The organism is Micromonospora sp. NPDC006431, from assembly GCF_042870725.1.
Taxonomy (GTDB): Bacteria; Actinomycetota; Actinomycetes; order Mycobacteriales; family Micromonosporaceae; genus Micromonospora.
The window spans coordinates 70,636-83,403 of the sequence record NZ_JBIAHQ010000010.1; the positions used below are offsets into that span (position 1 = coordinate 70,636).

Genomic DNA, 12,768 nt, shown 5'->3' on the forward strand with positions numbered 1-12,768 from the left:
AAGCTGGCCGGGTCCGGATCGGTGGGGAACCGGCAACGTGCCAGGAGGAGCGGCGGCGATGACCGGTGGCGTCCGGCGGCCCGGCCAGGGCCCCGCGGTCGAGACCGACCGGGACGCGTGCCTGGCGGCGGTGGCCCGGGCCGCCAGCGCCGACGCCGGTGGGGTGCCCGTGGACCTGCTCGGCGACTACCTGTGGCTGCTCGCGGAGGCAGCGGTGACCGGGCGCCGGCCACGGCGGGCCGAGCTCGACGCCGTCGGTGTGCTCGGGCGGCGCGCCGCCGAGCAGGGCGTGTCGGCCGGGCGCGCGGTCCAGCTTTACCTGTCGGCGGCCCGCCGGCTGTGGCAGCAGCTGCCGCAGCTGACGACGCCCACCGACAGCACGGGGGTACGCGCGTCCGCCGAGGCTGTGCTGCACGTCGTCGACAGCGCGGTGGCGACCCTCGCCGAGGGCTACGCCGCGGCCCGCCGGGAGCTGGTCCGGCGGGAGGAGACGCTGCGCCGGGAACTCGTGGACGACCTGCTGCGCGGCGACTCCGACCTGGGCGGCCTGGTGGAGCGGGCCGAGCCGTTCGGGTTGGACCTGGCCCGGGCGCACCAGGTGGCGCTGGCCGCACCGAGCCGGCGCCTGCCGGACACCGACGCGGCGATCAGTGCCCTGGAGGCGGTCATCTTCGATCGTCTCGGGGACCGTGACGTGCTGGTGGCCACCAAGGAGGGGCTGCTGGTGGTGATCGCCCCCGCCGACGCGGTGGCCCCCGACCGGGGTGGCCGCGGACGGGGCGCGGTCGGCGACCTCGGGCGGCTGATGCACGCCGAGCTCGACCGGCTGCCGCGCGGCGGCCCGTGGCAGGTGGCGGTCGGCCGCCCGCACCCCGGCCTGTACGGCATCGCCCGTTCCTACGAGGAGGCCCGGGAGGCGCTGACGATGGCGCAGCGGCTGAACGCCGACACGCCCGTCATCGACGCCCACGACCTGCTCATCTACCGTGTCCTGCTGCGTGACCAGCCGGCCATCGTCGACCTGGTGCAGGCGGTGCTCAGCCCGCTGCGGCACGCCCGCGGTGGCGCCCAGCCATTGCTGGACACCCTCAACGCGTACTTCGCCACCGGCGGCGTCGCCACCGAGGCCGCCCGCCGGCTGCACGTGTCGGTCCGCACGGTCACCTACCGGCTGAGCCGGATCAGGACGCTCAGCGGCTACGACCCGAACGACCCCAGCGACCGGTTCACCCTGCAGGCCGCCGTGTACGGCGCGCGGGCGCTGGACTGGCCACGTCACCCGCTGCCCGGCCCCGCCGCGTAGCCGCCGGCCTCACCCGCACCGGTCGCCGCCGGCGGCCACCTCGACCACCTCCAGCAGGCCCAGCAGGCCGGCCAGCGCCACCGCCTCCGAGCGGGTGAGGCGGAAGCCGCAGGTGCTGTCCGGATCGGTCAGGTCGTCGTGGATGACGTCCCGGCGATCCTGCCCCCGGTACTCGACCACACCGATTCGGCGACCCTGCTCGGTCGTGAATGTGTGCCGCACTCCGATGCCCGGCAACGGCGTACGTTCGATCTTCATGGGGTGCTCCGTACTGGAAGGGCTGGTGGGGGTGACCGCGATCCCGTGGCCGGCCGACGCCGACGGGTGGCGGCGCGCGGCGTGGCCGCGCCGCCGAGGGGCGGGGGTACGGGCCGGGACTGCGGGTGAGGTTCGGGTGGCGTCAGCTGACGGCGAGCCGGCCCGGCGGAGCCCGGTCGGCGGACCAGGCGGGCACACATCCCGGGATCGCCTTCGCCAGCCTGACCACGATGCACAGGCCCACGGCCGGGCGGGCGTGCCGGAACGCGGTGAGCACAGCGACCAGCACGAGCATCGCCAGGGCACTGCGCTGGGCGACGTCGGACCGGTGCCGGTGGGGTGGCATGCGGTCACCATAGCCCTCCGGAACACGCCGCCGGTGCCGCCGGGTTGCGGGGTCTGCGGCGGCGGGCGGACCCCGCAACCCGCTCCGGACGCGGCACCCGCCGAGTGGCGCATCGGTTGCGCGGCCACCGGCGGTACCTCGCCGGTGGCCGGCAAGCAAGCCGCCGGATGTTGGCCGGCCGTAGGCCATGTCAGTCCGCCACTTCCGGCCGACGCTGGAGGTCCGACAGGTCCTGACCGGCGAGGAGGTGGGTGATGACGACCAGCATGGTGGCGCTGCCATTCGTGCCGGCCGGTCGAGCCTCGGCTGCCCCGCCGATGTCTCCCGGCCGCCGCGACGGCGCCGCGACACCCTGGCGCTGCCGTCCCCGCCGCCGATCCGCGCTCCGCCGACCGGGGGCGCTGGTGGTTCCGGGCACGGTCAGCGGCTGATCGCCGCGACCCACCGCGACCGCTGAGGTCAGCCCCTTCCGTTGGCTTTCCCGCCGCTGCCCACGCCGGGCGGCGGCATCGTCACATCCACCGTTGAAAAAGAGGTCGGCATGCCTGTCGTCCAAGCCCCCACCGGTCGCCAGCCGGACACCGTTGGCACCGGGTCCGAGCTCAGCGGCATCGTCGGGCCCGCCACCACCCGCCCCAGCCCCATCGCCGTCGACCTCGGCAGCGGGCAGCTGCGCATCCGGGTGGGCAGCCACGCGACGCTCACCACGCTGGTCGGCGACCGGCGGATCCGGCCGCTGGTGCGGCGGGGCCAGATCGTCGACGGTCCCGGCTGCGCCACCGCGCTGACCCAACTGCTGCGACAGCACCACGTCACGGTGCCGGCCCGGCCGCTGATCGTCGCCTGCCGCCCCTTGCTCGCGACCGCCGCCGACCACGACACCACCCGGCGGGTCCTCGACGCGGTGTTCGCGCCCGCGCGGCTGCTGTTCATCGACACCGTGCGCGCGGCCGCCATCGGTGCCGGCGCCGGCGCCGGCGCACTGCTCGTCGCCGACATCGGCGCCCAGCTCACCGAGGTCGCGGTCCTGCGGGACAGCCAGGTCGTCGCCGGCCGGCGGGTGGACCTCGGCACCGGCGACCTCGCCCACGGCACCACGGTCGGGATGCTCGCCGACACGCTCGCCCGCCTCGTGCGGGAGCTGACCCTGGGCGCGAAGGCCGTACCGTCGGCCGCCACCGCGCTGTCCCGCGGGATGGTCATCGTCGGCGACGGCGCCACCCGGCCCAACCTGAGAGACCGCCTCGCCGCGCTGACCGGGATCCCGGTGCACCGCGCCGCGGGACCCCGCACGGCCGCGCTGACCGGCGCGAGCCTGGCCGCGGCGGCCGCGGCCCGCCATCCGGCCGCGGGCTGAGCCTGATCCGCCCACCCTCCCCAACCTCGCGCTGGTCCCAGCCAGTGCGTCCAGTGAAAGGTACCTACGCCATGACCGACACGCTGAGCGACCGCGCGAAGTCTCTGCGCGACATTCTCGAGCGGCAGTTCGAGGAGCACACCGGTCAACTCACCGCGCTCACCGCGCACGCTCGGGAGCCCAACCACGGTGGTTACGACCCCGACACCCTGCGCGGGCTCATGGAGACCGCGCGTCAGGGCATCGCGGACACCGCGGCGGCGTTGCGGCGCATGGCGGAGGGCAGCTACGGCAGCTGCGAGAGCTGCGGCGGTGAGATTCCGGTCGCCCGGCTGGAGATCCTGCCATGGGCCCGCCACTGCGTCCCCTGCCAGCAACGACGGCGGGTCTGAGCATCCTCCTCCACCGCGGGCGCCGTCGCCGGAGGGCGGCGCCCGCGGCGGTACTCCACGGGACGGCCGGACAACCCTGAGGGCCCTAACCTGGATCGATGAGACGTCGGGGGTTCTGGCCGGTCGTGACGCTGCTGACGGTGGCGCTGAGCGGGTGTGGGTGGGCGGACGTGACCGGTGGGGCCCGAGTGCCGGGCTGCACGGTCCCGAACGACGAGGACGAACTGCTCGACGCGTACGCGGACGACCCGGTCCTCGCGGTGCGGCCGGAGGGCGCCCAGCGCGGCGGCGACATCGTCCGCAGCACAGGGTGCCGCCAGCTGAACAAGGAGGACGTGTCGAACACCTCGGTCACCCTGACCTGGCGGCCCGAGCGCGACTACGACGACGCGACGGTGCGCCGCACCTTCGACCCCGTGGCCAGCGGCGACGGATGGCGTCCCGTGGTGGACACCGACGTCCCGCCGGACGTGCCCGGCGAGTCGACCCTCATCTATTGCCGAGACGTCCGCGGAGTACCCAGCCGGCTGCTCATCCGGTCCCAGGCGACACAGCGCATGGACGTCCGACCGAGCACGGCGGACCGGCCGGCATCCCCGCAGTGGTCCGTCGTCGCACCGGCTCTCATCTACCTCACCATCTACGCCGACCCGAGCTGCCCGAAGCCGTGATCAGCGGGTGCAGTCAGCTGGGCCGGCGGCGATGGGCGACTCTGCTGCTGCCCCGGCCTCGGCGGCCTCGGGCCTGAGTCACCACCGTGCACATCGACGCCGAGGTGATCAGTCCGCCAACGCCGCGCTGATCGCGCGTACCTGTTCCGGCGCGACGGAGCGCCAGAAGGCGTTGTCGTGGCAGCCGGTAGAGATCTGCACGCCCCTAGACGTCCGGGGTCAGGTCAGCGGGTCCGGCAGCAGCGCCAGGGTGGGCGCGAGCTGCGAGTGCAGCGGCGTCGGCAGCGCGTCGCGGCTGTACCAGCCGAGCCGGTCGAACTTGTGCGGCTCGCCGATGGCGACCGTGGCCGGGTCCACCAGGACCGCGAAGACCACCGCCACCCAGTGCGAAGGCGGGTCGTCGCGCAGCACGTTGCGCACCCCGAGCAGGGTGATCGCCAGCGGTGACGTGGCGTACTCCTCGCCGACCTCGCGGGTGACGGCCGCCTCGAACGTCTCACCGAACTCGAGCGCGCCGGCGCCGGTGTCCCAGGTGCCCGGCTCGTCGCGGGCACCGGCACCGCGCCGGGCGAGCAGCAGCCGGCCGGCACGGTCGTGACAGACGAAGACGCAGGAAACCGATGGGGTACGCGCGGACATCAGCTCATTCTGCGCGACCGGTCTGCCCGGCCGGCCCGGCCCCGGCCAGTAACGCCTCGGCGGAGCTGGTCCGGGCGTAGAGCAGGAACCGCACGGCCCGCCCCGGTCAGGTGGCCGGCGCTGTTACCTGGCGGTTACGCCGCTGCGAAGCCACCGTGGCACGACGGGTCGACCGTCGAGCGCACGGGACCACCGGAGACGGTCCGGTGCTCGTCCCGAGCATCGACAGGAGGACAGCGATGAGACTCAGGAGCGCACTGGTGGCCCTGGTCGTCGTGCTCGGCGGGCTGGTCGCCGGCGTCGGCGGCGCCGCGGCGGCCACGCCGTACTGCGGCATCACCTGGGGCAGCACGGCCAGGGCGGGCGGCAAGCTGAGCAACGCCCCACTGGTCGAGGTCCGCACCGGCCAGCACGGCTGCTGGGACCGGGTGGTCTTCGAGTTCGGCGGCCCGGCCGACGGCTGGTCGGTCGCGTACGGGGAGACCTACACCGAGGGGCACGGGCTGGCGCTGTCCGGGTACACCGCGGGTGGCGCGCTGCTGCGGGTCTCGCTGCGGGCCCCGGCCTACGACGGGAACCGCGCGGCCACCGTGCCGTACCGCACCGGTGAGCACGTCGCGAACCCGCTCGGCTACCGAACCCTGCGGGACGTGGTCTTCGGCGGCAGCTTCGAGGGCTACACCACCTTCGCCGTGGGCGTCCGCGCCCGGCTGCCGTACCGGGTCTTCGTGCTCGACGGCCCCGGTACGCACAGCCGCATCGTCCTCGACGTGGCCCACCGGTGGCAGGCCTGAGCCCGTCGGCGGTGATGGGGGCCGACCGGGTCCCCATCACCGACCGTTGCGCCAGCACCCCGCAACGTCGCACCCGGCTACCCTCGGTGGCCATGGAGGGCCGCGTGCTGGTGGTCGAGGACGATGCCTCCATCCGGGAGGTCACCGCCCTCGGTCTGCGGCGGGCCGGATTCCGGGTGGAGACCGCAGCGGACGGACGGGCGGCCCTCGCCGCGTGGCGGGCCCGGCCGGCCGACCTGATCGTGCTCGACGTGATGCTCCCCGGCCTCGACGGCTTCGAGGTCTGCCGGGAGATCCGGCGGACCAGCCAGGTGCCGATCCTGATGCTCACCGCCCGCACCGACACCATCGACGTGGTCGTCGGGCTGGAATGCGGCGCCGACGACTACCTGCGCAAACCGTTCGACCTCCCGGAACTGGTCGCCCGGGTCCGCGCCGTGCTCCGCCGCACCGTCGCCCCGGTCACTGACACCACCGTGACGGCCGGGCCGCTGGAGATCGACCCGGCCCGGTTCGTGGCCCGCAAGGCCGGCCGCGAACTGACCCTCACCGCGACCGAGTTCCGGCTGCTGCTGGAACTGGCCCGCCGGCCCGGGCAGGTGTTCACCCGCGAACTGCTGCTCGACCGGGTGTGGGGGCACAGCTACCTCGGTGACTCCCGGCTCGTGGACGTGGCGGTGCAACGGCTGCGCGCCAAGGTGGAGGACGACCCCGGCGCCCCGACGCTGATCAGGACGGTCCGCGGCGCCGGCTACAAACTGTCGACGGGGTGACGGGCGATGACGGCGGGCAGGGTCACCCCCGGGCGCTTACGGCGCCGGCTCGTCATCGCGTTCGTGCTCGTCGCCGGGGTCTCCGCCGGCGCGCTCGCCGGCGGGTCGTACCTGATGCTGCGGCAGGCCCGGTTCGACGGCTCGCTGCAACGCGCCGCCGCCGACGCCCGCTACCAGCTCGTCCTCGCCGCCCAGTTCCTGCCGCTGACCGACACCCGCCGGGCGGACCTGCTGGCCAGCTTCGAGCAGAACGGACGGCACGTGCTGCTGGTCGCCGGCGACACCCAGGCGTCGAACCCCCGGTACGCGCCGACGCCCGGCCCGGCCCTGCGGGACGCGGTCGCCGCCGGGCAACTCGGCTTCCAACGCTCCCCCGGCGGCGCCCGGCCGCACCTGCTCGTGGTTGGCGGCCGGATCCCCGGCTCCACCGCCGAGCTGTACGTGCTGACCGTCGAGGACGACCTCGCCGACGGCCTCAACCAGCTCCGCACCGCGTTGGCGGTCGGCTGGATCGCGGTGGTGCTGCTCGCCGCCGCAGTCGGCAACGCCCTCGCCCGGCGCACCCTGGAACCGGTGGGCCGGGCCAGCCGGGCCGCCCGCGCCGTGGCCGAAGGGCTGCTGGACACCCGGCTGCCGGTACGCGGCCGCGACGAGTTCTCCGCGTGGGCCGCGTCGTTCAACGAGATGGCCGAGGCGCTGGAGACGAAGATCGAGGCACTGTCCCGAGCCCAGGCCCGGGAGCGGCGGTTCACCGCCGACGTGGCGCACGAACTGCGTACGCCGGTCACCGCCCTGGTGGCCGCGGCGTCGCTGCTCGCCGACCAGCTCGACGCCCTCCCCGCCGACGCCCGCCGCGCCGCCGAACTCCTCGTCACCGACGTGGTCCGGCTCCGCCGGCTCGTCGAGGAACTGATGGAGATCTCCCGCCTCGACGCCGGGCGGGAACCCGTGTCGATCCGGCCGGTGGACACCGTCGCGGTGCTCCGCGGGATCGTCGACGCGCGGGGCTGGACCGACCGGGTGACCGTCGCCGGGGAGGCACCCCCCACCGACACCGACCCGCGCCGGCTGGAACGGGTGCTGGCCAACCTGGTGTCCAACGCGGTCGAGCACGGCGGCGGCGAGGTCCGGGCCGAGGTACGGCACACCGGCGAGACGGTCGTCGTCGAGGTCACCGACCAGGGTCCCGGCATCCCCGCCGAGCACCTGCCACACCTGTTCGACCGCTTCTACAAGGTCGACCCGGCCCGCACCGGACCCGGCAGCGGCCTCGGCCTGGCCATCGCCCAGGAGAACACCCGACTGCTCGGCGGACGGCTGACGGCACACAGCGAGATCGGCCGCGGCACCCGTTTCCGCCTCGAACTGCCCCTCACCGGAGGAGGTGACCCGTGCGACGCCTGATCGCCCCGCTCACCGCACTGCTCCTGCTCACCGCCGGCTGCGCGCCGGCCCGCACCGGCACCCTCGGCCCGGCCCCCGCCGGAGCCTCCCGGACCGCCGGCGCCACGCCGACGGGCGCGGGCCGCACACCCGCCACCGTCTCCCCCACCACCCGCCCGTCGACGCCCGCCGCCACGACCGGCGTCGAGGAGCCCAGCCCGGACGGGACGGTCACCCTGCAGCTCTGGTTCACCCGAGGCGGCAAACTCGTGCCGACCCGGCGTACGCTGCCCGCCACCCCGACCACCTCCCGGCTGGCACTCACCGAACTGGCCGCCGGCCCGTCCCTCGCCGAGACGGCCACCGGCATGACCACCCTGGTCCCGGCCGGCACGCAGGTAAGCCGCATCGCCGGCGGGCTTGCCACGCTGGTCCCGCCGGCCGGCTTCGACGGCGACGACCCGGCGACCGTCCGGCTGCGCCGGGCCCAGGTGGTCTGGACGCTGACCCAGTTCCCCACCGTGCGCCGGGTGGCCTTCGCCGCGAACGACACCGCGCCGGCCGCCCGCGGCGACCTCGCCGACCTGCTGCCGCCGATCGTGGTGACCGGACCGGCGATCGGCGACCGAATCACCAGCCCGGTGACGGTGACCGGGACCGCCGACGTCTTCGAGGCGACAGTGAGCGTCCGGGTCCTGGACGCCACCGGCCGGGAGGTGGGCACCGCGTTCACCACCGCGACGTGCGGTTCCGGCTGCCGGGGCGACTACCGGGTACGGGTCGGCTACCGGCTCGACCGCACCGGACCGGGCACCATCGAGGTGTACGAGGTGTCAGCCCGGGACGGTTCCCGGATCAACGTCATGGCGGTTCCCGTCGTCCTGACCGCCGACGGGTAGAGCTCGCCCTACCCGGTGGTGGCCGCAGGTGTCTCGTAGATCCACGACTCGGCCGCGCCCTCCGGCGCCCGCTCCACTCGGCGATACTCGACGGTCTCCGTCGTTTCATGGGGTCCATGCAGCTTGAGCTGGTACGTCGTCGGCGGATCATCCGCATCCGGCACGTCCCAGTCCACGCTCATCCCGTCGTACGGCCCGCCCCGCAGGCGCAGCTTCGCGATTGCCACGCTACTCACCGTAGCGAAGCCGAGGGCCGTGCGGGCGGGTTAGCGGCCTGAGACCCAGGTCGCCGCCCACTTCCCGCGGACGGGCGATCACGCACGGTGGACCGCGCCGCGTCCCACCGCCGAACGCCGACGACCGCGGCGCTAGGGTGGGCGTCGTGCTCCGCCAGGTCACCGGAATCCGATACGTCACCCCGCTGCGCGAGGGCGGCTCGCTGCCCGGCGTGGTCGAAGCCGACGACCTCGGCACCTACGTGGCGAAGTTCCGCGGAGCGGGACAGGGCCCGAAGGCCCTCGTCGCCGAGGTGATCTGCGGGGAACTGGCCCGCCGGCTCGGGCTGGCGGTGCCCCGCCTGGTCGTGCTCGACATCGACCCGGTGATCGGCCGGGCCGAACCGGACGAGGAGGTGCAGGAACTGCTACGCGGCAGCGGCGGCGCCAACCTGGGGATGGACTTCCTGCCCGGCGCGCTCGGCTACGACCCCATGGCGCACCCCGTCGACCCGGTCCTCGCCTCCCGGGTGCTCTGGTTCGACGCGTTCACCGAGAACGTCGACCGCAGCTGGCGCAACCCCAACCTGCTGATCTGGCACCGGCAGCTCTGGCTGATCGACCACGGCGCCTGCCTGTACTTCCACCACAACTGGCCGCGTGCCGAGGCGGCCGTGCACCGGGCGTACCGGGCCGACGACCACGTGCTCGCCCCGTACGCCACCCGGCTCGCCGAGGCGGACGCCGACCTGGCACCACGGGTCACCCCCGCACTGCTGACCGAGGTGCTGGCCCTGGTCCCCGACGAATGGCTGACCGGCCCCGACTTCGACTCCGCCGACGCGGCCCGGGCGGCCTATGTCGACCACCTCACCCGGCGGGTCGCGCGCACCGCCGACTGGCTGCCGCAGGAGAGCGTCGCATGAGGCAGCCCTTCGAGTACGCGGTGATCCGGCTGGTGCCCCGCATCGAGCGCGGCGAGCAGATCAACGTCGGGGTGATCCTCTACTGCCAGGCCCTCGACTTCCTCGGCGCGCGTACCCACCTCGACGCCGACCGGGCCCGGGCGCTCGCGCCCGACGTGGACCTGGCCGAGGTCGCGGCGGCGCTGGACTCGTGGGACCGGACCTGCGTGGGGGCCGGCCCGTCGGCGGGGATGCGGCACGGCGAGCGGTTCCGCTGGCTGGTCGCGCCGCGCAGCACGATGATCCAGGCTGGGCCGGTGCACACCGGCCTCACCGCCGACCCGGCGGCGGAGTTGGACCGGCTGTTGGAGACGCTGGTGCGCTGAGCGGCGGCGCGACGATCAACTGCACAGCGGACGGCATATCGAGACCGAGGTGGGGCTCGAACCCACATGCACGGTTTTGCAGATCGTTTCCTGGCCATTCGGGCACTCGGTCGGGAGGTTCGTGCCCCCAGCTGGATTCGAACCAGCGGCCTTCGGATCCGGAATCCGACGCGCTCTCCGCTGCGCCACGGGGGCATGAGCGCTGCGAGCGGAGGACTCGAACCTCCAACCTTCCCTTCCAGAGAGGGACGTGCTGCCAACTTGCACCAGCTCGCATGGTGTCCGCCGAGCGGCGGACCGTGCCCCGACCAGGATTCGAACCTGGGTCCTCCGAATTCGTAGTTCGGCGCGCTCTCTGCTGCGCCACCGGGGCGGGTGACCGGCGCCCTCCCCCCGCGGGGCGCCGGTCTGGTCAACCCTTCACGCAGACCACCTGCTTGAGGTGCGCCACCACCTCGACCAGGTCCTCCTGCTGCGCCATCACCTGGGTGATGTCCTTGTACGCGCCGGGGATCTCGTCCACCACCCCGGCGTCCTTGCGGCACTCCACACCGGCCGTCTGCGCCGCCAGGTCCGCGGTGCTGTAGGTCCGCTTCGCCTGACCGCGCGACATCCGGCGCCCGGCGCCGTGCGACGCCGAGCAGTACGCGTCGAGGTTGCCCTTGCCGCGCACGATGTACGAGCCGGTGCCCATCGACCCCGGGATGATGCCGAGGTCGCCCTTGCCGGCCCGGATGGCGCCCTTGCGGGTCACCAGCACGTCCACCCCGTCGTACGCCTCCTCCGCCACGTAGTTGTGGTGACAGCTGGTCGGCTCGCCGAACGTCACGTGCGGGAACTCGTCGCGCACCACCCCGCAGAGCAGGGCGAGCATGACGGCCCGGTTGCGGCGCGCGTACTCCTGCGCCCACCAGAGGTCCCGCCGGTAGGCGTCCATCTCCGGGGTGCCGGCGAGGAACACCGCGAGGTCCCGGTCGGGCAGGTCGACGTTGTGCGGCAGCCCGCGGGCCACCGAAATGTGCCGCTCAGCGAGCTCCTTGCCGATGTTGCGGGAACCGGAGTGCAGCATCAGCCAGACCTGGCCGTCGTCGGGGCCGCCCTGCTCCAGGCAGACCTCGATGAAGTGGTTGCCGCCGCCGAGGGTGCCCAGCTGGCGCTGGGCCCGGGTCTCCAGCTGCGCCACCTTCCGGTCGAGGGTGCCGAAGCGCCGCCAGAAGTCGTCCCAGCCGCGCTGCTCCAGGCCGCGGACCCGGCGCGGGTCGACCGCGTCGTCCCGCATGGCGAAGCCGACCGGGATGGCCGCCTCGATCGCCGTACGCAGCGGGGCGAGGTCGTCGGGCAGGTCGGCCGCGGTGAGCGAGGTACGTACCGCCGACATGCCGCAGCCGATGTCGACGCCGACCGCCGCCGGCGAGACGGCCTGGCGCATCGCGATGACCGAGCCGACGGTGGCGCCCTTGCCGAAGTGCACGTCCGGCATGACGGCGACCCCCTGCACCCAGGGCAGGGCGCCGATGTTGCGCAGCTGCTTGGCCGCCTGCGCCTCGATGCTGTAGGGGTCGGTCCAGACCCGGACCGGCGCCCGGGTGCCGGCCAGCGGGGTGTAACCCATCGTCGTCTCCTTGGTCGAGGGATGTCCGAGCGGCCGGCCGGATTCGAACCGGCGATCTTCACCATGGCAAGGTGACGCGCTGCCTGACTGCGCTACAACCGCGAGGTGGTCCCGGAGGTGGGACCGGCGTAGGCCGTACGGGACTCGAACCCGTGACCTCCCGGGTGAGAACCGGGTGAGCTGCCAATTGCTCCAACGGCCCGTGCGGGACGGCGGGTTGCCGTCCCGCGAAAGTCCGGGACCGCGGAATCGAACCGCGTGTCTCTCGCGCCCAAGGCGAGCGGGTCAGCCAGCTCCCTCGTCCCGGAGGCCCGGCCGGCGCCGGGAGGGACGTCGGGTCGGGCGAGTAACTCATGCCGTCCACTGTGGAGTTAAGAAGATGCGACGTCACCGGCCGGCGGCCGGGACGGGGTGAAGCAGGGCCGACAGGATTCGAACCTGCAACCGTCGGGTTTGGAATCCGGTGCTCTTTCGTTGAGCTACGCCCCTCGGAGCGGGTGACGAAAAGCCGCCCGGTCCCTGGTCGTGGGGCGGGCGGCTGCGCGGGTGTCGCGCTGGCGCTAGTCGCGCCACCACCCTGGTTGCCACCGCTGCCGTCGGCAGCCGCCCAGGCCGAGTTTCGGCAGCAGGGCACCGCCGCGCGGCGTGGGCCGCTCGGCCTGGGTGCGGTTCTGCTGCGACACGGTGTGCTCCCTGCGTGGTGGTACCGGTTGACGTTGCCCGCTCACGGTAGGCGTGCCGGCGGGCGGACCGCAATGGATATTCGCACACCCACCGTAAGCCGGTGCCGGCGCAGGCCGGCCAGGGTGACGGCGACGAGTCGGCGAGCCGGGGC

General features: G+C 74.0%; 16 protein-coding genes and 6 tRNA genes. 10 read left to right on the top strand and 12 right to left on the bottom strand.

Annotated features, from left to right (window positions below):
- The first annotated feature begins 58 nt into the window (after positions 1 to 58).
- Complete coding sequence (locus ACFYM6_RS18605) at positions 59 to 1,303, top strand: PucR family transcriptional regulator (RefSeq protein WP_387276993.1); 1,245 nt, start codon at positions 59 to 61, stop codon at positions 1,301 to 1,303.
- Positions 1,304 to 1,312: 9 nt separating this feature from the next.
- Here ACFYM6_RS18605 and ACFYM6_RS18610 read toward each other — a convergent pair whose 3' ends face one another.
- Together ACFYM6_RS18610 and ACFYM6_RS18615 are read right to left on the bottom strand one after the other, a co-directional pair.
- Complete coding sequence (locus ACFYM6_RS18610) at positions 1,313 to 1,561, bottom strand: potassium transporter TrkA (protein ID WP_387276995.1); 249 nt, start codon at positions 1,559 to 1,561, stop codon at positions 1,313 to 1,315.
- A gap of 142 nt (positions 1,562 to 1,703) precedes the next feature.
- The gene (locus ACFYM6_RS18615; protein WP_357435660.1) at positions 1,704 to 1,907 is read right to left on the bottom strand and encodes a hypothetical protein; all 204 of its coding nucleotides are present in this window, start codon (positions 1,905 to 1,907) and stop codon (positions 1,704 to 1,706) included.
- A 541-nt stretch (positions 1,908 to 2,448) separates the two neighbouring features.
- On the opposite strand from ACFYM6_RS18615, the gene ACFYM6_RS18620 reads away from it, so the two are divergent.
- The 3 genes from ACFYM6_RS18620 to ACFYM6_RS18630 all read left to right on the top strand — a co-directional run bounded on the left by ACFYM6_RS18620 (position 2,449) and on the right by ACFYM6_RS18630 (position 4,327).
- Positions 2,449 to 3,264, top strand: coding sequence for a rod shape-determining protein (locus tag ACFYM6_RS18620; protein ID WP_387276997.1), 816 nt, complete (start codon positions 2,449 to 2,451; stop codon positions 3,262 to 3,264).
- A 71-nt stretch (positions 3,265 to 3,335) separates the two neighbouring features.
- Positions 3,336 to 3,656, top strand: a complete 321-nt coding sequence (locus ACFYM6_RS18625) for a TraR/DksA family transcriptional regulator (RefSeq protein WP_387276999.1) — start codon at positions 3,336 to 3,338, stop codon at positions 3,654 to 3,656.
- A gap of 98 nt (positions 3,657 to 3,754) precedes the next feature.
- Positions 3,755 to 4,327 carry a hypothetical protein gene (locus ACFYM6_RS18630; RefSeq protein WP_387277001.1) on the top strand — a complete coding sequence of 191 codons (573 nt, stop codon included), beginning with the start codon at positions 3,755 to 3,757 and terminating at the stop codon, positions 4,325 to 4,327.
- Positions 4,328 to 4,546: 219 nt separating this feature from the next.
- Here ACFYM6_RS18630 and ACFYM6_RS18635 read toward each other — a convergent pair whose 3' ends face one another.
- On the bottom strand, positions 4,547 to 4,966 hold the full coding sequence (locus ACFYM6_RS18635) for an NUDIX domain-containing protein (RefSeq protein WP_387277003.1): 420 nt from the start codon (positions 4,964 to 4,966) through the stop codon (positions 4,547 to 4,549).
- Positions 4,967 to 5,205: 239 nt separating this feature from the next.
- Here ACFYM6_RS18635 and ACFYM6_RS18640 point away from each other — a divergent pair, with 239 nt between their 5' ends.
- The 4 genes from ACFYM6_RS18640 to ACFYM6_RS18655 all read left to right on the top strand — a co-directional run bounded on the left by ACFYM6_RS18640 (position 5,206) and on the right by ACFYM6_RS18655 (position 8,815).
- The gene (locus ACFYM6_RS18640) at positions 5,206 to 5,760 is read left to right on the top strand and encodes a hypothetical protein (protein WP_387277005.1); all 555 of its coding nucleotides are present in this window, start codon (positions 5,206 to 5,208) and stop codon (positions 5,758 to 5,760) included.
- Positions 5,761 to 5,852: 92 nt separating this feature from the next.
- Positions 5,853 to 6,533: a response regulator transcription factor gene (locus tag ACFYM6_RS18645; protein WP_073833575.1), complete on the top strand. Its 681-nt coding sequence runs from the start codon at positions 5,853 to 5,855 to the stop codon at positions 6,531 to 6,533.
- Positions 6,534 to 6,539: 6 nt separating this feature from the next.
- Entirely contained in the window at positions 6,540 to 7,937 is a 1,398-nt protein-coding gene (locus ACFYM6_RS18650) for an ATP-binding protein (protein ID WP_387277007.1), read from the top strand.
- Complete coding sequence (locus tag ACFYM6_RS18655; RefSeq protein WP_387277009.1) at positions 7,925 to 8,815, top strand: Gmad2 immunoglobulin-like domain-containing protein; 891 nt, start codon at positions 7,925 to 7,927, stop codon at positions 8,813 to 8,815. Before ACFYM6_RS18650 ends, ACFYM6_RS18655 begins: the two co-directional genes overlap by 13 nt.
- 8 nt (positions 8,816 to 8,823) lie before the next feature.
- On the opposite strand, the gene ACFYM6_RS18660 is transcribed toward ACFYM6_RS18655, so the two are convergent.
- On the bottom strand, positions 8,824 to 9,042 hold the full coding sequence (locus ACFYM6_RS18660) for a hypothetical protein (protein WP_143193900.1): 219 nt from the start codon (positions 9,040 to 9,042) through the stop codon (positions 8,824 to 8,826).
- A gap of 155 nt (positions 9,043 to 9,197) precedes the next feature.
- On the opposite strand from ACFYM6_RS18660, the gene ACFYM6_RS18665 reads away from it, so the two are divergent.
- Positions 9,198 to 9,956, top strand: coding sequence for a HipA family kinase (locus ACFYM6_RS18665; RefSeq protein ID WP_387277011.1), 759 nt, complete (start codon positions 9,198 to 9,200; stop codon positions 9,954 to 9,956).
- Entirely contained in the window at positions 9,953 to 10,321 is a 369-nt protein-coding gene (locus ACFYM6_RS18670; RefSeq protein WP_357435682.1) for a DUF3037 domain-containing protein, read from the top strand. Before ACFYM6_RS18665 ends, ACFYM6_RS18670 begins: the two co-directional genes overlap by 4 nt.
- A 41-nt stretch (positions 10,322 to 10,362) precedes the next feature.
- Here the strand turns inward: ACFYM6_RS18670 and ACFYM6_RS18675 are convergent.
- The 8 genes from ACFYM6_RS18675 to ACFYM6_RS18710 form a co-directional block, all read right to left on the bottom strand.
- A tRNA-Cys gene (locus ACFYM6_RS18675) sits at positions 10,363 to 10,433 on the bottom strand.
- A gap of 10 nt (positions 10,434 to 10,443) precedes the next feature.
- A tRNA-Arg gene (locus tag ACFYM6_RS18680) sits at positions 10,444 to 10,516 on the bottom strand.
- A gap of 7 nt (positions 10,517 to 10,523) precedes the next feature.
- Positions 10,524 to 10,597: transfer RNA gene (locus tag ACFYM6_RS18685), tRNA-Gln, on the bottom strand.
- 24 nt (positions 10,598 to 10,621) lie between these two features.
- A tRNA-Arg gene (locus ACFYM6_RS18690) sits at positions 10,622 to 10,694 on the bottom strand.
- 39 nt (positions 10,695 to 10,733) lie between these two features.
- Positions 10,734 to 11,933 carry an RtcB family protein gene (locus ACFYM6_RS18695; RefSeq protein ID WP_387277013.1) on the bottom strand — a complete coding sequence of 400 codons (1,200 nt, stop codon included), beginning with the start codon at positions 11,931 to 11,933 and terminating at the stop codon, positions 10,734 to 10,736.
- A 28-nt stretch (positions 11,934 to 11,961) separates the two neighbouring features.
- Positions 11,962 to 12,035, bottom strand: a tRNA-Gly gene (locus ACFYM6_RS18700).
- A 27-nt stretch (positions 12,036 to 12,062) separates the two neighbouring features.
- Positions 12,063 to 12,135, bottom strand: a tRNA-Glu gene (locus ACFYM6_RS18705).
- Between the two features lie 358 nt (positions 12,136 to 12,493).
- Positions 12,494 to 12,616 carry a hypothetical protein gene (locus ACFYM6_RS18710; RefSeq protein WP_387277015.1) on the bottom strand — a complete coding sequence of 41 codons (123 nt, stop codon included), beginning with the start codon at positions 12,614 to 12,616 and terminating at the stop codon, positions 12,494 to 12,496.
- Between the last annotated feature and the right edge of the window lie 152 nt (positions 12,617 to 12,768).